Source organism: Ornithinimicrobium pulveris, assembly GCF_050261105.1.
Taxonomy (GTDB): domain Bacteria; phylum Actinomycetota; class Actinomycetes; order Actinomycetales; family Dermatophilaceae; genus Ornithinicoccus.
In genome coordinates this window covers 2536569-2559453 of the sequence record NZ_CP189837.1, presented here as the reverse complement: position 1 = coordinate 2559453, position 22885 = coordinate 2536569, and the positions used below count along the sequence as shown (strand labels likewise).

Genomic DNA, 22885 nt, shown 5'->3' with positions numbered 1-22885 from the left:
GTCATGCCCTGACCTGCGGATTGCATATCTATGCGGATGTCTGCATACACTGCTGCGCATGTCCAAGGTACTGACCAGCATCCCCGTCGGTGAACGGGTCGGGATCGCCTTCTCCGGCGGTCTCGACACCTCGGTCGCGGTCGCGTGGATGCGAGATAAGGGCGCCGTGCCCTGCACCTACACGGCTGACATCGGCCAGTACGACGAGCCGGAGATCGACACCGTCCCGGCCCGCGCCGAAGAATACGGTGCCAAGCTGGCCCGCCTGGTCGACTGTCGCGCCGAGCTGGTCGAGGAGGGCCTGGTCGCGCTGGCCTGCGGCGCCTTCCACCTGCGCTCCGGCGGCCGCACCTACTTCAACACCACGCCCCTGGGTCGGGCCGTCACCGGCACCATGCTGATCAAGGCGATGAAGGAGGACGACGTCAACATCTGGGGCGACGGCTCCACCTTCAAGGGCAATGACATCGAGCGCTTCTACCGCTACGGCCTGCTCGCCAACTCCAACCTGCGGATCTACAAGCCCTGGCTGGACGAGGAGTTCGTCGCTGAGCTCGGCGGCCGCGACGAGATGAGCCAGTGGCTGCAGGAGCGCGACCTGCCCTACCGGGCGAGCAAGGAGAAGGCCTACTCCACCGACGCCAACATCTGGGGCGCGACCCACGAGGCCAAGAAGCTCGAGCATCTCGACACCTCGATGGAGATCGTGGAGCCGATCATGGGCGTGCCCTTCTGGGACGAGTCGGCGCCGATCCAGGCCGAGACCGTCACCGTGTCCTTCCGGCACGGTCGCCCGGTCGCGATCAACGGCGACGACTTCGACGGCGACGCTGTGCGTCTGGTGATGGCCGCCAATGAGATCGGTGGCCGGCACGGCCTCGGGATGGCCGACCAGATCGAGAACCGGATCATCGAGGCCAAGTCCCGCGGCATCTACGAGGCTCCCGGGATCGCGCTGCTGCACATCACCTACGAGCGGCTGGTCAACGCCATCCACAACGAGGACACCATCCGGGCCTACCACGAGCAGGGCCGGGCGCTGGGGCGGCTGCTCTACGAGGGCCGCTGGCTGGACCCCCAGGGCCTGATGATCCGGGAGTCCCTCCAGCGGTGGGTGGCCTCGGCGGTCACCGGCGAGGTGACGCTGCGGCTGCGGCGCGGCGACGACTACACAATCGTCTCCACGACCGGTGACAACTTCTCCTACCACCCGGACAAGCTGTCCATGGAGCGTGTCTCCAACGCTGCTTTCGGCCCCACGGACCGGATCGGCCAGCTCACCATGCGCAACCTGGACATCGCCGACTCGCGCTCGCGGTTGGAGCAGTACGTCTCGATGGGCCTGCTCGGGTCCGGCGGCGCGGCCGCCTCTGCCATGGGCCTGGCCACCACCTCGCTGGTCGGTGAGCTCACCCCCGGCGGCGCTGACCGCATCGCGGGCGGTGTCGGGCCCACCGAGGACGACGAGGTCGCCCTGGACTGGGCCTCGATGGAGTTCGGCGCCGACTGACACGACCGAGCCCGAGCGGCAGATGCTGCCGGGTGACGGGCGAAGCGCCTGAGTTGAGTCCGCGATCCGGCTGTGAGTGCCCCTGTTCGGCACGCTCCTTTGCCTCGGAGCGCGCCTCACAGGGGCGCTCACAGTTGACTTCCCGGCTGCGCTCAACGCGAGCGCAGACCTACCTCGCCTCAGCCAGCAGCGCCTGGATCCGGCCGACGCCCTCCTTGAGGTCCTCATCGCCCAGCGCATAGCTCAGGCGCAGGTAGCCCGAGGGCCCGAAGGCCTCGCCCGGGACCACGGCGACCTCGACCTCGTCGAGGATGAGCGCCGCGAGTTCGGCCGACGTTTGCGGCACCCGCCCGCGGATGGTCCGCCCGAGCACGCCCTCGACCGAGGGGTAGGCGTAGAAGGCGCCCTGTGGCACCGGGCAGTGCACGCCCTCGATGGCGCTGAGCATCTCCACCATCAACCGGCGGCGGCGGTCGAAGGCGGTGCGCATCTCATCGACGGCATCCAGTGAGCCCTCCAGGGCGGCGATCGCGGCGCGCTGCGAGACGTTGGCGACATTGGAGGTCGCGTGGCTCTGCAGGTTGGTCGCGGCCTTGATCACATCGGTCGGGCCGACCATCCAGCCCACGCGCCAGCCGGTCATCGCATAGGTCTTGGCGACCCCGTTGAGCACTACGCAGGTGTCGGCCAGCTCGGGCACCACGACCGGCATCGACGGGGCCTGCGCGCCGTCGTAGAGCAGGTGCTCGTAGATCTCGTCGGTCACCACCCAGATCCCGTGCTCCAGCGCCCAGCGGCCGATCTCCTCCACCTGCTCCGGGGTGTAGACCGCACCGGTCGGGTTGGACGGGGAGCAGAAGAGCAGCACCTTGGTCCGGTCGGTCCGCGCGGCCTCGAGCTGCTCCACCGAGACCAGGTATGCCGCATCCGCGCCGGCGAAGACCTCCACCGGCTCACCACCGGCGAGCCGGATCGCCTCGGGGTAGGTGGTCCAGTAGGGCGCCGGCAGCAGCACCTCATCGCCCGGGTCGAGCAGGGCGGCGAAGGTGTTGTAGACCGCCTGCTTGCCGCCATTGGTGATGAGCACGTTGGCCGGCTCGACCTCGAAGCCGGAGTCGCGCGCCGTCTTGGCCACGATCGCCTTCTTCAGGTCTGGCAGCCCGCCGGCGGGGGAGTAGCGGTGGTTGACCGGGTTGCGGGCGGCCTCGATGGCGGCCTCGACGATGTAGTCCGGCGTCGGGAAGTCCGGCTCGCCGGCGCCGAAGCCGATCACCGGTCGCCCCTCGGCCTTGAGCGCCTTGGCCTTGGCGTCCACGGCCAGGGTGGCGGACTCGGCGATCGAGCCGATGCGGCGGGAGATGCGGGGCCTGGAGTTCTGGGTCTGCTCGCTCACCCTCTTATCTTTGCACCTGCCGGTCGGCGCACGTCTTTGCACCTTGGTGCGGGCGTCACGTAGACTGATCCTTCGGGTGTTCGCCCCGTGCGCGAGCCTGCCCCCCAACGGCAGGGTCTGGCGCGCGGATCCCACGGTGACATCTGAAGGGCATTAGCTCAATTGGTAGAGCACCGGTCTCCAAAACCGGCGGTTGGGGGTTCGAGTCCCTCATGCCCTGCGCGACGGGACGGACGCGGCATACCTGCTGCTCCGCCCGAGACATCAGCACCAGGACCAGAGGAAGGCGATCCGTGGCGAACCCGGCCCACGACACCGAGGGTGTCGCCCGTAGCCAGCCCGGCTCCGGACAGCCTGCCCGACCCGGGACCTTCATCGCGCAGGTGATGGCCGAGCTGCGCAAGGTCGTCCAGCCGACCCGGCGCGAGCTCCTCACCTACACGATCGTGGTCCTCGTCTTCGTGTCGGCCGTGATGGCTTTCATCTTCGGCCTCGACCAGTTGTTCCAGTGGGTCATGAGGTTGGTCTTCGGCGGCTGATCCGCCGAGCACCACGATCCGCACCCCCACAGGCGGCGCGACAGCGCTGCCGACAGACCAGGAAGTAGGGCATGTCCGAGCAGACCCCGCAGAGCGAGCAGACCGTTCAGGACGCCGACCTCGAGGCCGCGCGCGAGTTCGACGGCGAGGCCCCCGCGGACCCCGTCGAGGCGGAGGTCTACGGCGAGGACGAGCTGACCGTCGAGGAGATCGACGCTGCCGACGAGTCTGCCGACGACGTCGCTGCCGCCGATGACAGCGACGACGCCAACGAGGACAGCGACGACGAGGCGCAGGCCGAGGTCGACCCGCTCGAGGAGTTCAAGGCCAACCTGCGCGGCAAGTTCGGCGACTGGTTCGTGATCCACTCCTACGCCGGCTATGAGAACCGGGTCAAGCACAACCTGGAGACCCGCATCGTCAGCCTCAACATGGAGGACTACATCTTCGAGGTGGAGGTCCCCATGGAGGAGGTGCGGGAGATCAAGAACGGCCAGCCCAAGTTGGTCCGCCGCGTCCGGATGCCCGGTTACGTCCTGGTCCGCATGGACCTCACCGACGCCTCCTGGGGCGCCGTCCGGCACACCCCCGGCGTCACCGGCTTCGTCGGCAACGCCCACCAGCCGGTGCCGCTGTCCCTCGATGAGGTGCTGAGCATGCTCGCGCCGACCATCGAGGCCCCGGCCGCCGCCGCGGGCACCGGGACCTCCGGCTCGGGCAAGGCCGCTGCGTCCAGCTCGGGCGGCTCGGCTGCCGCGTCGCCCGCCGTCGACTTCGAGGTCGGCGAGTCGGTCACCGTCATGGAGGGTCCGTTCGAGACCCTGCCCGCCACCATCTCCGAGGTCATCCCCGAGAGTCAGAAGCTCAAGGTGCTGGTCTCCATCTTCGGCCGCGAGACCCCCGTCGAGCTGTCCTTCAACCAGGTCGCCAAGCTCTAGGCGATCCGCTCCACAGACAGCGGGCTTGCCCCGCCCGAGTGGATCCAGACCTCGAAGCCTTGACCGGCTTCGAACCACCACAGACTCCGTCCGTGGTGATGCAACCGGGTCATCGCCCACGGCGTCGGCCCACGACATACAAGGAGAGGCACATGCCCCCCAAGAAGAAGGTTTCCGGCTTCATCAAGCTGCAGATCCAGGCTGGCGCCGCCACGCCCGCCCCGCCCGTCGGCCCCGCGCTGGGTCAGCACGGCGTCAACATCATGGAGTTCGTCAAGGCGTACAACGCCGCGACGGAGTCCCAGCGTGGCAACGTCATCCCGGTCGAGATCACGGTCTACGAGGACCGCTCCTTCACCTTCATCACCAAGACCCCGCCGGCTGCCGAGCTGATCAAGAAGGCCGCCGGTGTCGCCAAGGGCTCGGGCGAGCCGCACAAGACGAAGGTCGCCAAGCTGACCGACGCGCAGCTCACCGAGATCGCCGAGATGAAGATGCAGGACCTCAACGCCAACGACATCGACATGGCCAAGCGGATCATCGCCGGCACCGCCCGCTCGATGGGAATCACCACCGAGTGATCACCAGGGGTACGCCGCGCGCCCGCCTGGGCACACGGCATACCCCGACCTGTGGCAGGGCCTGCGCTGGCCCGTCCGACCACAGCTCCACCACGAATGACAAGGAGTCATCATGAAGCGCAGCAAGGCTTATCTGGCCGCGGCCGAGAAGATCGAGGAGGGCCGCCTCTACACCCCCGTCGAGGCCGTCCGTCTCGCCAAGGAGACCGCGAGCACCAAGTACGACTCGACCGTCGAGGTCGCCCTTCGCCTGGGTGTGGACCCGCGCAAGGCCGACCAGCTGGTCCGCGGCACCGTCAACCTGCCCAATGGCACCGGTAAGACCGCCCGCGTGGTCGTGCTGGCCAATGGCGACAAGGCCGAGGCCGCCCGCGAGGCCGGCGCCGACCACGTCGGCTCCGATGACCTGATCGAGAAGATCGGTGGCGGCTGGACCGACTTCGACGCGGTCGTCGCCACCCCGGACCTGATGGGCAAGGTCGGTCGTCTGGGCAAGGTGCTGGGTCCCCGTGGCCTGATGCCGAACCCCAAGACCGGCACCGTCACCATGGACACCGCCAAGGCCGTGTCCGATATCAAGGGCGGAAAGATCGAGTTCCGCGTCGACAAGCACAGCAACCTGCACTTCATCATCGGCAAGGCGTCCTTCGACGAGGCCAAGCTGGTGGAGAACTACGGCGCTGCGATCGACGAGGTCCTGCGGCTGAAGCCGGCCTCCTCCAAGGGCCGCTACGTCACCAAGGCCACCGTCACCACCACGATGGGCCCGGGCATCCCGGTCGACCCGTCGCGGGTCGGCAGCCTCGCGGACGCCGCCGCGGAGTGATCAGCTAGCCACACGCTGACCTGAAGAGGGAAGTTTCTCCTCGAGCCGGATCTATCCCGCTCACGGAGGAACTTCCCTCTTCCAGTTGGTGCCGCGGCCAGGGGGCGCTAGGAGAGCGAGGCCGTCGGACAGAGCGCCGTGTGGGTGGCGTCAGCCGACGCCGAGCAGCTCGCGCAGGTACTGCGGCAGCATCGCCCACCACGTGGGCCACTCGTGCTCGTAGTCGGGGCCCCAGTTGTCCACCCGGTTGGGGATGCCCTGGGCGCCCAGCACATCGGCCATCCGCCAGGACTCGTCGACGTCCTCCCAGGCACCGGTGCCCGAGGCCAGCATCACGAACCGCTGGCGCAGCAGGTCCAGGGCCGGGCCGCTCATGCCGGGGACGAAGCGCTGGGGGGAGGAGTAGAACAGGTCGTCGGTATAGCCGCCGATGAAGCGCTGGATGTCGAAGGTGCCGCTCATCGCGATCGCCACCCGGAAGAGTTGGGGGAAGCGGGCGATCAGCGCGACCGAGTTGAAGGCCCCGATCGAGGACCCGGCGACCGTCACCAGCTGGTGTCCGGAGTCTGCCTGCATCGCGGGGACGACCTCCTTGGCCACCGCCTGGTGGAACTGGTTGAGCAGCCAGCACCGGTAGCCCACATCGCCCCAGCTGTGCATCATCGCCTTGCCCGCGACGCTGTCGCAGGAGTAGACCCGGATGTGGCCGGCGTCGACGAGATCCTGCAGGTGGCGGACCATCTTGTGCCGCTCGATCTCCTCCGCATCACCCCCGGCGGTGGGCAGGATCAGCACCGGCGCCCCGTCGTGGCCCCAGCGGACCAGGGTGATGTCCTGACGCATGCGGTCGGAGTGCCAGCGCTCGACGGTCTTCATGCCCCCCTTTCCTACCCGATCCGGGACGCTGATGTGCGGATTCGTGCCTCCCCGGCGCAGATTTGAGCCGACCGCCCGGTATGCCGTACGCTTGCGGCATACCCAATGACCGCCGGTTGTCGGCGTGCCCGGAGCGCGAGCCCCGAGCGACGTCGGCCGAAGGTTCCCTCACCAGGGGCGACCAGCGCAGGTGAACCAGCGTGACGCCATACCGATTCCGTATGTCGTGTCGAGCCCCGGTGCATCTGCGCCGGGGCTTCTGTCGTGCGGGGCCCGGGGGTAGCCGGCACCACGTGAAGAAGGAGGCCCACATGGCGACGCCCGAGAAGGCAGCAGCCATCGCCGACATCGCGGAGAAGTTCCGCGCGTCCGGCGCGGCCGTGCTCACCGAGTACCGCGGCCTGACGGTCACCCAGCTCTCTGAGCTGCGCGGTGCGATGCGCGAGCACGCCACCTACTCCGTGGTGAAGAACACGCTGACCAAGCGTGCTGCTGCCGAGGCCGGCATCGAGGGCCTCGACGAGCACCTGGTGGGCCCCACGGGCATCGCCTTCGTGACCGGTGACCCGGTCGAGGCTGCCAAGGGTCTGCGTGACTTTGCCAAGGCCAACCCGGCCCTGGTCATCAAGGCGGGGGTGCTCGACGGCAAGCCGTTGACCCCGTCCGAGATCACCAAGCTCGCGGACCTGGAGTCCCGCGACGTCCTGCTCGGCAAGCTCGCGGGCGCCATGAAGGCGAACCTGAGCAAGGCCGTCTACCTCTTCGCCGCTCCGCTGTCGCAGACCGCCCGGGTCGTGGACGCGCTGCGCGCGAAGGTGGAGGAGCAGGGTGGCCCCGCTCCGGTCGAGGCTGCTGCCGAGACCACCTCCGAGGCTCCCGCCGAGGAGACCACCGACGTCGCCGAGGGTGGCGACGAGAGCTGACCACCTCGGGACCGCACGGTCCCGGTCGGCTTGAACCAACAACACGCCACTCACGGCACAGAAGAAAGGAACGCCACCATGGCGAAGCTGAGCACCGAGGAGCTCCTTGACCAGTTCAAGGAGATGACCCTGATCGAGCTGTCCGAGTTCGTCAAGGCTTTCGAGGAGACCTTCGAGGTCACCGCGGCTGCCCCCGTTGCCGTTGCGGCCGCGGGCGCCCCGGCGGCTGGCGGCGGCGACGCCGCCGGCGGTGCGGACGAGCAGGACGAGTTCGACGTCATCCTGGAGTCCGCTGGCGACAAGAAGATCCAGGTCATCAAGGAGGTCCGTGCGCTGACCTCCCTGGGCCTGAAGGAGGCCAAGGACCTCGTGGACGGCGCCCCCAAGCCCGTCCTGGAGAAGGTCGACAAGGAGGCCGCCGAGAAGGCCAAGGAGCAGCTCGAGGGCGCCGGCGCGACCGTCACCCTCAAGTGAGCCCCTCCCGGGCCGCCTAGCGGACCGGGGACGCTCCACCTCGCCAGGGCGGGGCCGCACCACCGACAGGGTGGTTCGCGGCCCCGCCCTGACGCATGGGTGGGCTAGGTGCGGACACGCGGGGGACTGGGGCTACTTGACGAAGTGGTGGGGGAGGCGTCACAGTGATGGCGCGTAAAGGACCTCGTGCTGGGTGGGACGAGGAAGGGCCGACCGGGTCGGTGCCGCGGCAGCGTTGCCGGGGCGGACTTGTGTGGCGTTGTGCAAGTGTGTATGCTGTCGCTTTGCGCTGCCCTTCGCCTGTTCCCGATCACATCTGACCAACGGCATCGCGCGTCGCCACAGAGTCGCTGTCCCGCACACCGGCTGGCTGATGCGCTTGACACCGTCGGATCGTCGTGCCCGGGGATGGATCGAAGACAGCATTGAACCTTAGCCGCCCATCAGGCCCGTGGAAGGACCAATCCTTGGCTGCCTCGCGCACTGCGAAGAAGACTGTGTCCACTGCTCGGACGGCATCTGGCCGTCTCAGCTTCGCCAAGATCAGGGAGCCCCTCGAGGTCCCCGATCTGCTCGCCCTCCAGACCGAGAGTTTTGACTGGCTCCTCGGCAACGAGGCTTGGCAGGCGCGCGTCGCGGACGCGCAGGCCGCCGGGCGCTCGGACATCCCGACGACCTCTGGTCTGGAGGAGATCTTCGAGGAGATCTCCCCGATCGAGGACTTCTCCGGCTCCATGTCGCTGTCGTTCCGCGACCACCGGTTCGAGGAGCAGAAGTACTCCATCGAGGAGTGCCAGGAGAAGGACATGACCTACTCCGCCCCGCTCTTCGTCACCGCGGAGTTCATCAACAACACCACGGGTGAGATCAAGAGCCAGACGGTCTTCATGGGCGACTTCCCGCTCATGACGCCTCGCGGCACCTTCATCGTCAACGGCACCGAGCGCGTCGTCGTCTCCCAGCTGGTCCGCAGCCCGGGCGTCTACTTCGAGCGCGCCCTGGACAAGACCTCCGACAAGGACGTCTTCTCGGTCAAGGTGATCCCCAGCCGCGGTGCGTGGCTGGAGTTCGAGATCGACAAGCGCGACCAGGTCGGCGTCCGCGTGGACCGCAAGCGCAAGCAGAGCGTGACCGTGCTGCTCAAGGCGCTGGGCATGACCGAGGCCGAGATCCTCGAGGAGTTCGGCGACTACGAGTCGATCCGCGCCACCCTGGAGAAGGACAACACCGCCGACCAGGACGAGGCGCTGCTGGACATCTACCGCAAGCTGCGTCCGGGCGAACCGCCGACCCGCGACGCTGCCGACGCGCTGCTGAACAACCTGTACTTCAACCCCAAGCGCTACGACCTGGCCAAGGTCGGTCGCTACAAGATCAACAAGAAGCTGGGGCTGCAGGCACCGCTGGAGGAGTCCATCCTCGGCATCGACGACATCGTCGCGACCATCAAGTACCTCGTCGCGCTGCACGCCGGGCAGGACAGCCTGGACATGCCGGCGGGCGACATCCCGGTCGAGACCGATGACATCGACCACTTCGGCAACCGTCGTCTGCGCAGCGTCGGCGAGCTCATCCAGAACCAGGTCCGCACGGGCCTGTCCCGGATGGAGCGCGTCGTCCGCGAGCGGATGACCACCCAGGACGTCGAGGCGATCACGCCGCAGACCCTGATCAACATCCGGCCGGTCGTCGCCTCCATCAAGGAGTTCTTCGGCACCAGCCAGCTCTCGCAGTTCATGGACCAGAACAACCCGCTGTCGGGTCTGACCCACAAGCGCCGCCTGTCAGCGCTGGGCCCCGGCGGTCTGTCCCGTGACCGCGCCGGCATGGAGGTCCGTGACGTCCACCCGTCGCACTACGGCCGCATGTGCCCGATCGAGACCCCGGAAGGCCCCAACATCGGCCTGATCGGCTCGCTCGCCTCCTACGGTCGGATCAACCCCTTCGGTTTCGTCGAGACCCCCTACCGTCGCGTCGCCGACGGCAAGGTCACCGACGAGGTGGACTACCTGTCCGCCGACGAGGAGGATCGTTTCGTCATCGCGCAGGCCAACGCCCAGCTCGCTGACGACGGCACCTTCCTCGACGAGCGCGTGCTGGTCCGGGCCCGCGACGGCGAGGCCGTCGACGTGCCGGCCGGTGAGGTCGACTACATGGACGTCTCCGCGCGTCAGATGGTCTCGGCCGCCACCGCGATGATCCCCTTCCTCGAGCACGACGACGCCAACCGTGCGCTCATGGGCGCCAACATGCAGCGTCAGGCCGTGCCGCTGGTGCGTGCCGAGGCCCCGCTCGTGGGCACCGGCATGGAGCACCGCGCCGCGATGGACTCCGGCGATGTCGTCCGGGCCACCAAGGCCGGCGCCGTCCAGGAGGTCTCCGCCGATCTGGTGACCGTCGCCAACGACGACGGCACCTACATCTCCTACAAGATCAACAAGTTCACCCGCTCCAACCAGGGCAACTGCTACAACCAGCAGGTCCGGGTCAACGAGGGTGACCGGGTCGAGGTCGGCCAGCTGCTGGCGGACGGCCCGGCGACCGACGGTGGCGAGATGGCCCTGGGCCGTAACCTGCTCGTGGCGTTCATGCCGTGGGAGGGCTACAACTACGAGGACGCGATCATCCTGAGCCAGCGCCTGGTGCAGGACGACGTGCTCTCCTCGATCCACATCGAGGAGCACGAGATCGACGCCCGCGACACCAAGCTGGGCCCCGAGGAGATCACCCGGGACATCCCGAACGTCTCCGAGGACGTGCTGGCTGACCTCGACGAGCGCGGCATCATCCGCATCGGCGCCGAGGTCCGCGACGGCGACCTGCTCGTCGGCAAGGTCACGCCCAAGGGTGAGACCGAGCTGACCCCGGAGGAGCGCCTGCTGCGTGCCATCTTCGGTGAGAAGGCCCGTGAGGTCCGCGACACCTCGATGAAGGTGCCGCACGGCGAGACCGGCACCGTCATCGGCGTCAAGGTCTTCGACCGCGAGGACGGCGACGAACTGCCCCCGGGCGTCAACCAGCTGGTCCGCGTCTACGTGGCCAACAAGCGCAAGATCACCGACGGTGACAAGCTCGCCGGCCGCCACGGCAACAAGGGCGTCATCTCCAAGATCCTGCCGGTCGAGGACATGCCCTTCCTCGAGGACGGGACCCCGGTCGACGTCGTGCTCAACCCGCTCGGCGTGCCGGGCCGGATGAACATCGGTCAGATCCTGGAGCTGCACCTCGGCTGGGCCGCGGCGCAGGGCTGGAAGATCGAGGGCGAGCCCGAGTGGGCCGACCTCATCCCCGCCGACGCCCGCGAGGCGCAGCCGCGCACCCGCGTCGCCAGCCCCGTCTTCGACGGTGCCCGCGAGGAGGAGATCGCTGGTCTGCTCGACTCGACTTCCAAGACCCGGGACGACCAGCGTCTGATCGACCAGTCCGGCAAGGCCCGGCTGTTCGACGGCCGCTCGGGCGAGCCGTTCCCGGACCCGGTCTCGGTCGGCTACATGTACATCCTCAAGCTGCACCACCTGGTGGATGACAAGATCCACGCCCGCAGCACCGGCCCGTACTCGATGATCACCCAGCAGCCGCTCGGTGGTAAGGCCCAGTTCGGTGGCCAGCGCTTCGGTGAGATGGAGGTGTGGGCACTGGAGGCCTACGGCGCCGCCTACGCGCTGCAGGAGCTGCTCACCATCAAGTCGGACGACGTCACCGGCCGCGTGAAGGTCTACGAGTCGATCGTCAAGGGCGACAACGTCCCCGAGCCCGGCATCCCGGAGTCCTTCAAGGTGCTCATCAAGGAGATGCAGTCGCTCTGCCTGAACGTCGAGGTGCTCTCCTCGGACGGCTCGCAGATCGACCTCCGTGAGTCCGACACCGAGGTGTTCCGGGCCGCCGAGGAGCTCGGCATCGACCTGAGCCGGCGCGAGCCGAGCTCCGTCGAGGAAGTCTAGGTATGACGTGGGGCCGGCCCGCGCGGGACACGCACCCGACCGGCACCCGGCCCCACGGCACCGACCACCCCAGCCACACGTCATACCCACAGTTCTTAACTGCTTAACGAGATCACGGAAGAAGGATCCACGTGCTCGACGTCAACTTCTTTGACGAGCTTCGTATCGGCCTGGCCACCGCCGACGACATCCGTACCTGGTCCCACGGCGAGGTCAAGAAGCCGGAGACCATCAACTACCGCACCCTGAAGCCGGAGAAGGACGGGCTCTTCTGCGAGAAGATCTTCGGTCCGACCCGCGACTGGGAGTGCTACTGCGGCAAGTACAAGCGCGTCCGCTTCAAGGGCATCATCTGTGAGCGCTGCGGCGTCGAGGTGACCCGCGCCGGGGTGCGCCGTGAGCGGATGGGCCACATCGAGCTCGCCGCCCCCGTCACCCACATCTGGTACTTCAAGGGCGTCCCCTCGCGCTTGGGCTATCTGCTCGACCTGGCCCCGAAGGACCTGGAGAAGGTCATCTACTTCGCGGCCTACATGATCACGCACGTCGACGAGGAGGCTCGCCACGGCGACCTGCCCTCGCTCGAAGCGCAGATCCAGACCGAGAAGAAGGCCCTCGAGAACCGTCGCGACGCCGACGTCGAGGAGCGCGCCAAGAAGCTGGAGAAGGACCTCGCCGAGCTGGAGGCCGAGGGCGCCAAGGCCGACGCCAAGCGCAAGGTCAAGGACGGCGCCGAACGCGAGATGAACCAGATCCGCCGCCGCGCGGACCAGCAGATCGAGCGCCTCGAGCAGGTCTGGGACCGGTTCAAGAACCTCAAGGTCCAGGACCTCGAGGGCGATGAGATCCTCTACCGCGAGATGCGCGACCGCTTCGGCATGTACTTCGAGGGCGGCATGGGCGCTGCGGCGCTGCAGAAGCGCCTGCAGACCTTCGACCTGGACGCCGAGGCCGAGTCGCTGCGCGAGATCATCGCCACCGGCAAGGGCCAGCGCAAGACTCGCGCCATCAAGCGGCTCAAGGTGGTCAGCAGCTTCCAGCAGACCAAGAACGAGCCGGCCGGCATGGTGCTGGACTGCGTCCCGGTCATCCCGCCGGACCTGCGCCCGATGGTGCAGCTGGACGGTGGCCGCTTCGCGACCTCCGACCTGAACGACCTGTACCGCCGCGTCATCAACCGCAACAACCGCCTCAAGCGACTGCTCGACCTCGGTGCCCCCGAGATCATCGTCAACAACGAGAAGCGGATGCTGCAGGAGGCCGTCGACAGCCTCTTCGACAACGGCCGTCGCGGTCGTGCGGTGACCGGCCCCGGCAACCGCCCGCTGAAGTCGCTGTCCGACATGCTCAAGGGCAAGCAGGGCCGCTTCCGCCAGAACCTGCTCGGCAAGCGCGTCGACTACTCCGGCCGTTCGGTCATCGTCGTCGGCCCGCAGCTGCGCCTGCACCAGTGCGGTCTGCCCAAGCAGATGGCCCTCGAGCTGTTCAAGCCGTTCGTGATGAAGCGGCTGGTCGACCTCGACCACGCGCAGAACATCAAGTCCGCCAAGCGGATGGTCGAGCGTGGCCGCAATGTCGTGTGGGACGTGCTCGAGGAGGTCATCACCGACCACCCCGTGCTGCTCAACCGTGCGCCCACCCTGCACCGCCTGGGCATCCAGGCCTTCGAGCCGCAGCTGGTCGAGGGCAAGGCGATCCAGATCCACCCGCTGGTCTGCACCGCCTTCAACGCCGACTTCGACGGTGACCAGATGGCCGTGCACCTGCCGCTGTCCGCGGAGGCGCAGGCCGAGGCTCGCATCCTGATGCTGTCGAGCAACAACATCCTCAAGCCGGCGGACGGCCGCCCCGTGACCATGCCCACCCAGGACATGATCATCGGCCTGTTCCACCTGACCAGCGCCCAGGCGCAGGATGAGGGCGACGCCCCCGAGCCCGCCTACCTGGTCGACGAGGACGGCAACCGTCAGCTGCGTTCGTTCACCACCGTCGCCGAGGCCCGGATGGCCTTCGACGCCGGTCAGATCGCGCTGGGCACCCCGATCAAGATCCGCCTGTTCAACACGGCTCCGCCGCTGGACTTCGTGCTCCCCGAGGGTGCGCAGGCCGACGACGAGGGCATCGTGGACAGCTTCGAGCTGGAGACCACGCTGGGTCGGGCGATCTTCAACGACGCCCTGCCGCCGAACTACGCCTTCATCAACGACGTGGTCGAGAAGAAGCGGCTCTCCGCGATCGTCAACGACCTCGCCGAGCGCTACACCAAGGTGCAGGTCGCGGGTTCGCTGGACGCGCTGAAGGACATCGGCTACCACTGGGCGACCCGCTCGGGCACCACCGTGGCGATCTCCGACGTTCAGACGCCGGCGCGCAAGACCGAGATCCTGTCCGGCTACGAGAGCAAGGCCGCCAAGGTCCAGCTGCAGTACGAGCGTGGTCTGATCACCGACGACGAGCGCCGTCAGGAGCTCGTCGAGATCTGGACCCAGGCCACCAACGAGGTCGCCAAGGAGCTGGAGACCTCGATGCCCAAGCAGAACACCATCTACCGGATGGTGACCTCGGGTGCGCGTGGTAACTGGTTCCAGCTGCGGCAGATCGCCGGCATGCGTGGCCTGATGGCCAACCCCAAGGGTGAGATCATCCCGCGTCCGATCAAGTCCAACTTCCGTGAGGGCCTGTCGGTGCTGGAGTTCTTCATCTCCACGCACGGTGCGCGTAAGGGTCTGGCCGACACCGCGCTGCGGACGGCGGACTCGGGTTACCTGACCCGTCGTCTGGTGGACGTCTCGCAGGACGTCATCATCCGCGAGGACGACTGCGGCACCGACCGCGGCTTCGTGATGCCGATCGGCGTGCGGGGCGAGTCCGGTGAGTTGCGGATGCACGACGACGTCGAGACGGCCGTCTACGCCCGCACTTTGGTGGAGGACGTCGTCAACGCCGAGGGCGAGGTGCTCGCCGAGCGCGGCATCGACCTGGGCGATGTCGTCATCGAGCGCCTGGTCGAGGGCGGGATCGAGGAGGTCAAGGTCCGTTCGGTCCTGACCTGCGAGTCGCTCGTCGGCACCTGCGCCAAGTGCTACGGCCGCTCGCTGGCCACCGGCAAGTTGGTCGACATCGGTGAGGCCGTCGGCATCATCGCGGCCCAGTCGATCGGTGAGCCCGGCACCCAGTTGACGATGCGGACCTTCCACACCGGTGGTGTGGCCGGTGACGACATCACCCAGGGTCTGCCGCGTGTCGTCGAGCTCTTCGAGGCCCGTACCCCCAAGGCGGTCGCCCCGATCGCCGAGGCCAGCGGCCGGATCGAGATCGAGGACACCGACAAGGCCCGCCGGATCCTGCTGACCCCGGACGACGGCTCGGAGGAGCACGCCTACCCGGTGAGCAAGCGTTCGCGCCTGCTCGTCCAGGACGGCGAGCACGTCGAGGTCGGCCGCCAGCTGGTCTTCGGTGCCATCGACCCCAAGCAGGTCCTGCGCATCCTGGGCCCCCGCGCCACCCAGCAGCACCTGGTGGACGAGGTCCAGGGCGTGTACCGCCAGCAGGGTGTGTCGATCCACGACAAGCACATCGAGGTCATCGTGCGCCAGATGCTGCGTCGCGTGACGATCATCGAGGCTGGTGACACCGAGCTGCTCCCGGGCACCCTGGCCGAGCGCGGCCGGTTCGAGACCGAGAACCGTCGCGTGGTCGCCGAGGGTGGCCGACCGGCCTCGGGTCGTCCCGAGCTGATGGGTATCACCAAGGCGTCGCTGGCGACCGACTCCTGGCTCTCCGCGGCCTCCTTCCAGGAGACCACCCGCGTCCTCACCGAGGCCGCGATGGAGGCCAAGAGCGACCCGCTGCTCGGCCTGAAGGAGAACGTCATCCTGGGCAAGCTGATCCCGGCCGGTACGGGTCTGACCCGCTACCGCAACCTCACGGTCGAGCCGACCGAGGAGGCCAAGGCCGCGGCCTACGCCGTCCCGGCGTACGACGACTTCGACTACGCCGGCAGCTTCGGCCAGGGCAGTGGCGAGGCCGTTCGCCTCGACGACCTGCCGATGGACAACGAGCGCTACTGATCACCTGATCATCCGCCCCCGGGGCGGGTATGCCGCAACGCGCGTTGCGACATACCCGCCCCGTCGCCATGTGAGGGGACATCGGCCTGATTTGGCCGCATACCCCAGTTCCCGGTAGGCTGGAGAACTGTGTGCGGGCTAGGCCCCGCACCCCGCACAACTGCAGGCGGGCGCAAGCCCCCTGCGACCCCACCTCTCGCCGGGCAGTCCGGCCGGCCCCGGTGCTCCACATCATGCACCACAGGGAGTCGGACGGGAAGTGCAGGGGAGAGCAGCGTGTCCGACACGCCCGACCTCGGGTCGCGTGGGACAGGCATAACCCAAGGAGTGCGACCGGCGGTTGCGCACGCTCCGTCAGCAGCACGAACACCACGACTGAAAGAGATTCAGTGCCTACGATCAACCAGCTTGTCCGCAAGGGCCGGCAGGACAAGGTCAAGAAGACCGACTCCCCGGCTCTCAAGGGCAACCCGCAGCGCCGCGGCGTCTGCACCCGCGTCTACACCACCACCCCCAAGAAGCCGAACTCCGCCCTGCGCAAGGTCGCCCGTGTGCGCCTGACCAGCGGCGTCGAGGTGACGGCCTACATCCCGGGCGTCGGCCACAACCTGCAGGAGCACTCGATCGTGCTCGTGCGTGGTGGCCGCGTGAAGGACCTGCCCGGCGTCCGTTACAAGATCATCCGCGGGTCCCTGGACACCCAGGGCGTCAAGGGACGCAACCAGTCCCGTTCCCGCTACGGCGCGAAGAAGGAGAAGAAGTAATGCCTCGTAAGGGCCCCGCTCCCAAGCGTCCGCTGATCCAGGACCCGGTCTACAGCTCCACCCTGGTGACCCAGCTGGTCAACAAGATCCTCACCGACGGCAAGAAGTCGACGGCCGAGCGCATCGTCTACGGCGCCCTCGAGGGCGTCCGGGCCAAGACCGGCACCGACCCCGTGCAGACCCTCAAGCGCGCGCTCGACAACGTCAAGCCGGCGCTGGAGGTCAAGTCCCGCCGCGTCGGTGGTGCGACCTACCAGGTCCCCGTCGAGGTCAAGCCGAACCGCTCGACCACCCTCGCCCTGCGCTGGCTGACCGGCTACGCCCGTCAGCGTCGTGAGAAGACGATGACCGAGCGCCTCATGAACGAGATCCTCGACGCGAGCAACGGCCTGGGCGCCGCGGTGAAGCGTCGCGAGGACACCCACAAGATGGCCGACGCCAACAAGGCGTTCGCCCACTACCGCTGGTGATCGCCGGGAGGTGAGGCCGTGTGCCTCACCTCCCGCAGCCCGCCCCCAGCGCGCACCAACAGACCTAGCACTACGCGAACCACAAGAGAGAAGAGACTGTGGCACAGGACGTCCTGACGGACCTTCGTAACGTCCGCAACATCGGCATCATGGCGCACATCGATGCCGGCAAGACGACGACCACCGAGCGCATCCTGTTCTACACGGGTGTGAACCACAAGATGGGTGAGACGCACGACGGTGCGTCGACCACCGACTGGATGGAGCAGGAGAAGGAGCGGGGAATCACCATCACCTCCGCGGCCGTCACCAGCTTCTGGAAGGGCACCCAGATCAACCTGATCGACACGCCCGGCCACGTCGACTTCACCGTCGAGGTGGAGCGCAACCTGCGCGTCCTTGACGGCGCCGTCGCCGTCTTCGACGGCAAGGAGGGTGTCGAGCCCCAGTCCGAGACCGTCTGGCGGCAGGCCGACAAGTACGGCGTTCCGCGCATGTGCTTCATCAACAAGATGGACAAGATGGGCGCCGACTTCTACTTCTCGGTGCAGACCATGGTGGACCGCCTCGGCGCGACGCCGCTGGTCATGCAGCTGCCGATCGGCGCGGAGTCCGACTTCATCGGGATGATCGACCTGGTCACCATGAAGGCGCTGACCTGGTCCAAGGAGACCCCGCTGGGCGAGGCCTACGACATCGAGGAGATCCCCGCCGACCTGCAGGACAAGGCGGAGGAGTACCGCAACGCCCTGGTCGAGAAGGTCGCCGAGTCCGACGAGGCGCTGCTCGAGAAGTACCTCGGCGGCGAGGAGCTGACCGAGGACGAGATCAAGGCCGGCGTGCGTGCCCTGACCCTGGCCGGTGAGGTCAACCCCGTCTTCTGCGGCACCGCCTTCAAGAACAAGGGCGTCCAGCCCCTGCTCGACGCGATCGTGGAGTACCTGCCCTCGCCGCTCGACCTGCCCCCCACCGAGGGCATGAAGCCGGGTGACGAGGAGGAGACCATCTCGCGCAAGCCGGACACCTCCGAGCCGTTCGCGGCGCTGGCCTTCAAGATCGCCACCCACCCGTTCTTCGGCACCCTGACCTACATCCGGGTCTACTCCGGTGAGATCGCCGCGGGCCAGCCGGTCATGAACGCGACCAAGGGCAAGCGCGAGCGTCTGGGCAAGCTGTTCCAGATGCACGCCAACAAGGAGAACCCGGTCGAAAAGGTCTCCGCGGGTCACATCTACGCGGTCATCGGCCTGAAGGACACCACCACGGGTGACACGCTCTGCGACATGAACGAGCAGATCATCCTGGAGTCGATGACCTTCCCGGAGCCGGTCATCCACGTGGCGATCGAGCCCAAGACCAAGGGTGACCAGGAGAAGCTCGGCACCGCCATCCAGAAGCTGGCCCAGGAGGACCCCACCTTCACCGTCAAGCTGGACGACGAGACCGGCCAGACCGTCATCGGCGGGATGGGCGAGCTTCACCTCGACATCCTGGTCGACCGGATGAAGCGCGAGTTCAAGGTCGAGGCCAATGTCGGCGCCCCGCAGGTCGCCTACCGCGAGACCATCCGCCGCACCGTGGAGAAGTACGACTACACCCACAAGAAGCAGACCGGTGGGTCGGGTCAGTTCGCCAAGGTGCAGATCAGCCTCGAGCCGATGGACACCTCCGAGGGCGAGCTCTACACCTTCGACAACTCGGTCACCGGTGGCCGCGTGCCCAAGGAGTACATCCCCTCGGTCGACCACGGCATCCAGGACGCCATGCAGTTGGGCATCCTGGCCGGCTACCCGCTGGTCGGCGTCAAGGCCACCCTGCTGGATGGCGCCTACCACGACGTCGACTCTTCGGAGATGGCGTTCAAGATCGCTGGCTCGATGGCCTTCAAGGAGGCCGCCCGCAAGGCCGACCCGGTCCTGCTGGAGCCGGTCATGGCCGTCGAGGTCCGCACGCCCGAGGACTACATGGGCGACGTCATCGGCGACCTGAACTCCCGCCGTGGCCAGATCCAGGCCATGGAGGACGTCTCCGGCGCCAAGGTCGTCCGGGCCACGGTGCCGCTGTCCGAGATGTTCGGGTACGTTGGTGACCTCCGGTCCAAGACGCAGGGTCGTGCCAACTACACCATGCAGTTCGACTCCTACGCCGAGGTTCCCCGGAACGTCGCGGAGGAGATCATCAAGAAGGTCCGCGGCGAGTGAGCTGACTCACTCCGCCTGCGGAGTGATGGACCTGCAACACCCATCCACCCAGAACGTCGTCACGGCACCCAGCTGGTGACGAACGCACAACCAAGTCCAACAGGAGGACCCCAGTGGCTAAGGCCAAGTTCGAGCGGAGCAAGCCGCACGTCAACATCGGCACCATCGGTCACATCGACCACGGCAAGACCACGCTGACGGCTGCCATCTCGAAGGTGCTGCACGACAAGTTCCCGGACCTCAACGAGGCGTCGCCGTTCGACTCGATCGACAAGGCTCCCGAGGAGCGCCAGCGCGGTATCACGATCTCCATCGCGCACATCGAGTACCAGACCGAGAAGCGTCACTACGCGCACGTCGACTGCCCGGGTCACGCTGACTACGTCAAGAACATGATCACCGGCGCGGCCCAGATGGACGGCGCGATCCTCGTGGTCGCCGCCACCGACGGCCCGATGCCGCAGACCAAGGAGCACGTCCTCCTGGCCCGCCAGGTCGGCGTTCCCTACATCGTCGTGGCCCTCAACAAGTCCGACATGGTCGACGACGAGGAGATCATGGAGCTCGTCGAGATGGAGGTCCGCGAGCTGCTGTCCTCCTACGAGTTCCCGGGTGACGACCTGCCGGTCGTCCGCGTCTCCGCGCTGAAGGCCCTCGAGGGCGAGCAGAAGTGGGTCGACTCCGTCCTGGAGCTCATGGACACCGTGGACGAGTACATCCCGGAGCCCGAGCGCGACCTGGATAAGCCGTTCATGATGCCCGTCGAGGACGTCTTCACGATCACCGGTCGTGGCACCGTCGTCACCGGTCGTATCGAGCGCGGTGTCCTCAAGGTCAACGAGGAGATCGAGATCGTCGGTATCCGCGAGCAGTCGACCAAGACCACCGTCACCGGTATCGAGATGTTCCGCAAGCTGCTCGACGAGGGCCGCGCGGGTGAGAACGTCGGTCTGCTGCTCCGCGGCACCAAGCGCGAGGACGTCGAGCGCGGCCAGGTCATCGTCAAGCCGGGCTCGATCACCCCGCACACCGAGTTCGAGGCGCAGGCCTACATCCTGTCCAAGGACGAGGGTGGCCGTCACACGCCGTTCTACGACAACTACCGTCCGCAGTTCTACTTCCGGACCACGGACGTCACCGGTGTCGTGCACCTGCCCGAGGGCACCGAGATGGTCATGCCCGGTGACAACACCGACATGCGCGTGGAGCTGATCCAGCCCATCGCCATGGAGGACGGCCTGATGTTCAACATCCGTGAGGGTGGCCGCACCGTCGGCGCCGGCCGCGTCACCAAGATCCTCAAGTGATCTGACGCCTCACGGCTCACGAGGCCCCCGTCACCAGCAGGTGGCGGGGGCCTCGTCATGTCCCTGCGCTATCGTCACCGTCATGAGTCGCCCCACCATCCCGGCGCTCCTGGCCGCCTGGAGACTGGCACCCGATCACGTCCAACTCTCCGACGGGGCGAGCCCCGACTCCCTCTCCGCTGCCGAGCGCGAGCTCGGCGTGGACCTGCCCGAAGAGCTCAAGGAGCTCTACCTCAGCACGGACGGGGTCACGCTGGACAGCGGTGACCTGACCCTGTTCACCGCGCGCGGCAGCGAGGAGGAGTTGGGCCTCTCGGATGCCACGGCGACCTACCGTGCATGGGACTGGGGCCTGCCCGAGCAGGTAGTGCTGATCGGCAGCGATGGTGGCGACTCCGTCTTCGGGGTCTGGAGCGGGAAGGGGGCAGCCCGCGCCATCGTGGTGCAGGGGGAGGTCAGCCTCGGCGACCCGGCGATGGCTGTTGTCGGCACCTCGCTGGCCGGCTTCCTGGCAGCCTGGACCGCGTACTACCTGCCGATGGTGCACGGCATGAACGCCCAAGTGCTCGCGGTCCTGGACGCCTTGCAGGTCCCGGAGGCGCTGCGGGAGGGCGAGAGCGAGTTCGACGACGAGCACGTGCAGGCGCTGTTGGCGTGGGGGAGTGCAGACCTGCCCGATGACGAGCCGGATCCCTACGCCCGACCGGTGTCGGTGGCCGAGCTGGAGGCCCTGGCCACCACATCGCCGTAGGCACGTCAGCCCCGATTTGGGTGCTGCGCCAGATCGTGGCACACTAGACAGGTTGCTTGACGCGTAGCGCGCACCCTATGTGCACGCTGCCGGCCGTCCGGCACGCGCCGATGACATCTCGCAGATGCTGAGCATGGCTCAGTTCTCGCAGGTCAGGCGCGGGCGACGGCAGCGCAAGCCCCGGCCGATGCCGGGTCCGGACACCAGCCCGATGCAGGTATTCCAGCATGGGTGCGCCCCGGCGGACGTGCGACACGCCCGACCGCGGGGGTCGGTGATCGGCCCACACCGGTCGGCCCAGATTGTTCCAGTTGGACGACGAGAGAGAGTCAGACAAGCGATGGCGGGACAGAAGATCCGCATCCGGCTGAAGTCGTACGACCATGAGGTCATCGACAGCTCGGCGCGCAAGATCGTTGACACGGTGACCCGTGCCGGTGCGACCGTGGTCGGCCCGGTGCCGCTGCCGACGGAGAAGAATGTCTTCTGCGTCATCCGGTCGCCGCACAAGTACAAGGACAGCCGCGAGCACTTCGAGATGCGCACGCATAAGCGCCTCATCGACATCGTCGACCCGACCCCCAAGGCGGTCGACTCGTTGATGCGTCTCGACCTGCCGGCGGACGTCAACATCGAGATCAAGCTGTGAGTGTGACGATGACTGCTACGACCACCACCCGCACCGTCAAGGGGATCCTCGGCGAGAAGCTCGGCATGACCCAGGTCTGGGATGCCGAGAACCGCCTGGTGCCCGTGACCGTCATCCAGGCCGGTCCGTGCGTTGTCACCCAGGTCCGCAATGCCGAGACCGACGGGTACGACGCCGTCCAGATCGCCTACGGCACCGTTGACCCGCGCAAGGTCACCCAGCCGATGCGCGGTCACTTCGAGAAGGCTGGCGTCACGCCCCGCCGTCACCTCGTCGAGCTTCGCACGGCGGACGCCGCCGAGTACGAGCTCGGCCAGGAGCTGACCGCGGAGACCTTTGAGGCGGGCCAGACGATCGACGTCACGGCCACCACCAAGGGCAAGGGCTTCGCCGGTGTGATGAAGCGTCACAACTTCTCCGGCGTGGGCGCCTCCCACGGTGCGCACCGCAACCACCGCAAGCCCGGTTCCATCGGCGGCGCGTCGACCCCCGGTCGCGTGTTCAAGGGCCTGAAGATGGCCGGCCGCATGGGTGGCGTGCGCCAGACCACTGCCAACCTCACGATCCACGCCGTGGACGCCGACAAGGGCCTGCTGCTCATCAAGGGTGCCGTTCCCGGCCCCCGCGGTGGCATCGTCCTCGTCCGCTCGGCTGCGAAGGGGGCCTGAGAGT

At 67.5% G+C, this 22885-nt stretch carries 18 protein-coding genes and 1 tRNA gene; 17 read left to right on the top strand and 2 right to left on the bottom strand.

Annotated features, from left to right (window positions below; all coding sequences use genetic code 11):
• Positions 1–58: 58 nt before the first annotated feature.
• Entirely contained in the window at positions 59–1510 is a 1452-nt protein-coding gene (gene argG / locus ACQBAT_RS11965) for an argininosuccinate synthase (RefSeq protein WP_420748240.1), read from the top strand.
• A gap of 169 nt (positions 1511–1679) precedes the next feature.
• Here the strand turns inward: argG and ACQBAT_RS11960 are convergent, their stop codons facing one another.
• Entirely contained in the window at positions 1680–2903 is a 1224-nt protein-coding gene (locus tag ACQBAT_RS11960) for a pyridoxal phosphate-dependent aminotransferase (RefSeq protein WP_420748241.1), read from the bottom strand.
• 147 nt (positions 2904–3050) lie between these two features.
• On the opposite strand from ACQBAT_RS11960, the gene ACQBAT_RS11955 reads away from it, so the two are divergent.
• The 5 genes from ACQBAT_RS11955 to rplA all read left to right on the top strand — a co-directional run bounded on the left by ACQBAT_RS11955 (position 3051) and on the right by rplA (position 5787).
• Positions 3051–3123, top strand: a tRNA-Trp gene (locus ACQBAT_RS11955).
• Positions 3124–3196: 73 nt separating this feature from the next.
• Positions 3197–3442, top strand: a complete 246-nt coding sequence (gene secE / locus ACQBAT_RS11950) for a preprotein translocase subunit SecE (protein WP_420748242.1) — start codon at positions 3197–3199, stop codon at positions 3440–3442.
• A gap of 71 nt (positions 3443–3513) precedes the next feature.
• Positions 3514–4380, top strand: coding sequence for a transcription termination/antitermination protein NusG (gene nusG / locus ACQBAT_RS11945; RefSeq protein WP_420748243.1), 867 nt, complete (start codon positions 3514–3516; stop codon positions 4378–4380).
• Between the two features lie 152 nt (positions 4381–4532).
• On the top strand, positions 4533–4961 hold the full coding sequence (rplK, locus tag ACQBAT_RS11940; protein ID WP_420748244.1) for a 50S ribosomal protein L11: 429 nt from the start codon (positions 4533–4535) through the stop codon (positions 4959–4961).
• Positions 4962–5073: 112 nt separating this feature from the next.
• Positions 5074–5787, top strand: a complete 714-nt coding sequence (rplA, locus tag ACQBAT_RS11935) for a 50S ribosomal protein L1 (protein WP_420748245.1) — start codon at positions 5074–5076, stop codon at positions 5785–5787.
• 150 nt (positions 5788–5937) lie between these two features.
• On the opposite strand, the gene ACQBAT_RS11930 is transcribed toward rplA, so the two are convergent.
• Entirely contained in the window at positions 5938–6663 is a 726-nt protein-coding gene (locus ACQBAT_RS11930) for an esterase family protein (protein WP_420748246.1), read from the bottom strand.
• Positions 6664–6974: 311 nt separating this feature from the next.
• Between ACQBAT_RS11930 and rplJ the strand changes: the two genes are divergently transcribed.
• From rplJ to rplC, 11 genes are all read left to right on the top strand, one after another.
• The gene (gene rplJ / locus ACQBAT_RS11925; RefSeq protein ID WP_420748247.1) at positions 6975–7586 is read left to right on the top strand and encodes a 50S ribosomal protein L10; all 612 of its coding nucleotides are present in this window, start codon (positions 6975–6977) and stop codon (positions 7584–7586) included.
• Positions 7587–7664: 78 nt separating this feature from the next.
• Complete coding sequence (gene rplL / locus ACQBAT_RS11920) at positions 7665–8060, top strand: 50S ribosomal protein L7/L12 (RefSeq protein ID WP_420748248.1); 396 nt, start codon at positions 7665–7667, stop codon at positions 8058–8060.
• A gap of 467 nt (positions 8061–8527) precedes the next feature.
• Positions 8528–12001: a DNA-directed RNA polymerase subunit beta gene (gene rpoB, locus ACQBAT_RS11915; protein ID WP_420748249.1), complete on the top strand. Its 3474-nt coding sequence runs from the start codon at positions 8528–8530 to the stop codon at positions 11999–12001.
• Positions 12002–12132: 131 nt separating this feature from the next.
• Positions 12133–16071 (top strand): DNA-directed RNA polymerase subunit beta', encoded by a 3939-nt coding sequence (locus ACQBAT_RS11910; RefSeq protein ID WP_420748250.1) that lies wholly within the window; start codon positions 12133–12135, stop codon positions 16069–16071.
• A 389-nt stretch (positions 16072–16460) separates the two neighbouring features.
• A complete protein-coding gene (gene rpsL, locus ACQBAT_RS11905) occupies positions 16461–16835 on the top strand; it encodes a 30S ribosomal protein S12 (protein ID WP_420748251.1) in 375 nt (124 codons plus the stop codon).
• Positions 16835–17305 carry a 30S ribosomal protein S7 gene (rpsG, locus tag ACQBAT_RS11900; protein WP_420748252.1) on the top strand — a complete coding sequence of 157 codons (471 nt, stop codon included), beginning with the start codon at positions 16835–16837 and terminating at the stop codon, positions 17303–17305. The genes rpsL and rpsG overlap by 1 nt, the downstream gene beginning before the upstream one ends.
• A 98-nt stretch (positions 17306–17403) precedes the next feature.
• Positions 17404–19506 (top strand): elongation factor G, encoded by a 2103-nt coding sequence (gene fusA / locus ACQBAT_RS11895; protein WP_420748253.1) that lies wholly within the window; start codon positions 17404–17406, stop codon positions 19504–19506.
• Positions 19507–19619: 113 nt separating this feature from the next.
• Positions 19620–20813, top strand: a complete 1194-nt coding sequence (tuf, locus tag ACQBAT_RS11890; RefSeq protein WP_420748254.1) for an elongation factor Tu — start codon at positions 19620–19622, stop codon at positions 20811–20813.
• Between the two features lie 82 nt (positions 20814–20895).
• Positions 20896–21564: an SMI1/KNR4 family protein gene (locus ACQBAT_RS11885; protein ID WP_420748255.1), complete on the top strand. Its 669-nt coding sequence runs from the start codon at positions 20896–20898 to the stop codon at positions 21562–21564.
• A 340-nt stretch (positions 21565–21904) separates the two neighbouring features.
• Positions 21905–22213, top strand: a complete 309-nt coding sequence (rpsJ, locus tag ACQBAT_RS11880; RefSeq protein ID WP_006946210.1) for a 30S ribosomal protein S10 — start codon at positions 21905–21907, stop codon at positions 22211–22213.
• Between the two features lie 8 nt (positions 22214–22221).
• On the top strand, positions 22222–22881 hold the full coding sequence (rplC, locus tag ACQBAT_RS11875; RefSeq protein ID WP_420748256.1) for a 50S ribosomal protein L3: 660 nt from the start codon (positions 22222–22224) through the stop codon (positions 22879–22881).
• Positions 22882–22885 lie beyond the last annotated feature (4 nt).

Excerpts from the sequence above, each read along its gene's own strand:
- rplK (WP_420748244.1), top strand. The coding sequence starts at position 4,533 with ATGCCCCCCAAGAAGAAGGTTTCCGGCTTCATCAAGCTGCAGATCCAG.
- nusG (WP_420748243.1), top strand. The coding sequence starts at position 3,514 with ATGTCCGAGCAGACCCCGCAGAGCGAGCAGACCGTTCAGGACGCCGAC.
- rpsG (WP_420748252.1), top strand. The coding sequence starts at position 16,835 with ATGCCTCGTAAGGGCCCCGCTCCCAAGCGTCCGCTGATCCAGGACCCG.
- rplL (WP_420748248.1), top strand. The coding sequence starts at position 7,665 with ATGGCGAAGCTGAGCACCGAGGAGCTCCTTGACCAGTTCAAGGAGATG.
- rplJ (WP_420748247.1), top strand. The coding sequence starts at position 6,975 with ATGGCGACGCCCGAGAAGGCAGCAGCCATCGCCGACATCGCGGAGAAG.
- rpsJ (WP_006946210.1), top strand. The coding sequence starts at position 21,905 with ATGGCGGGACAGAAGATCCGCATCCGGCTGAAGTCGTACGACCATGAG.
- argG (WP_420748240.1), top strand. The coding sequence starts at position 59 with ATGTCCAAGGTACTGACCAGCATCCCCGTCGGTGAACGGGTCGGGATC.
- ACQBAT_RS11930 (WP_420748246.1), bottom strand. The coding sequence starts at position 6,663 with ATGAAGACCGTCGAGCGCTGGCACTCCGACCGCATGCGTCAGGACATC.
- rplC (WP_420748256.1), top strand. The coding sequence starts at position 22,222 with ATGACTGCTACGACCACCACCCGCACCGTCAAGGGGATCCTCGGCGAG.
- ACQBAT_RS11885 (WP_420748255.1), top strand. The coding sequence starts at position 20,896 with ATGAGTCGCCCCACCATCCCGGCGCTCCTGGCCGCCTGGAGACTGGCA.
- rplA (WP_420748245.1), top strand. The coding sequence starts at position 5,074 with ATGAAGCGCAGCAAGGCTTATCTGGCCGCGGCCGAGAAGATCGAGGAG.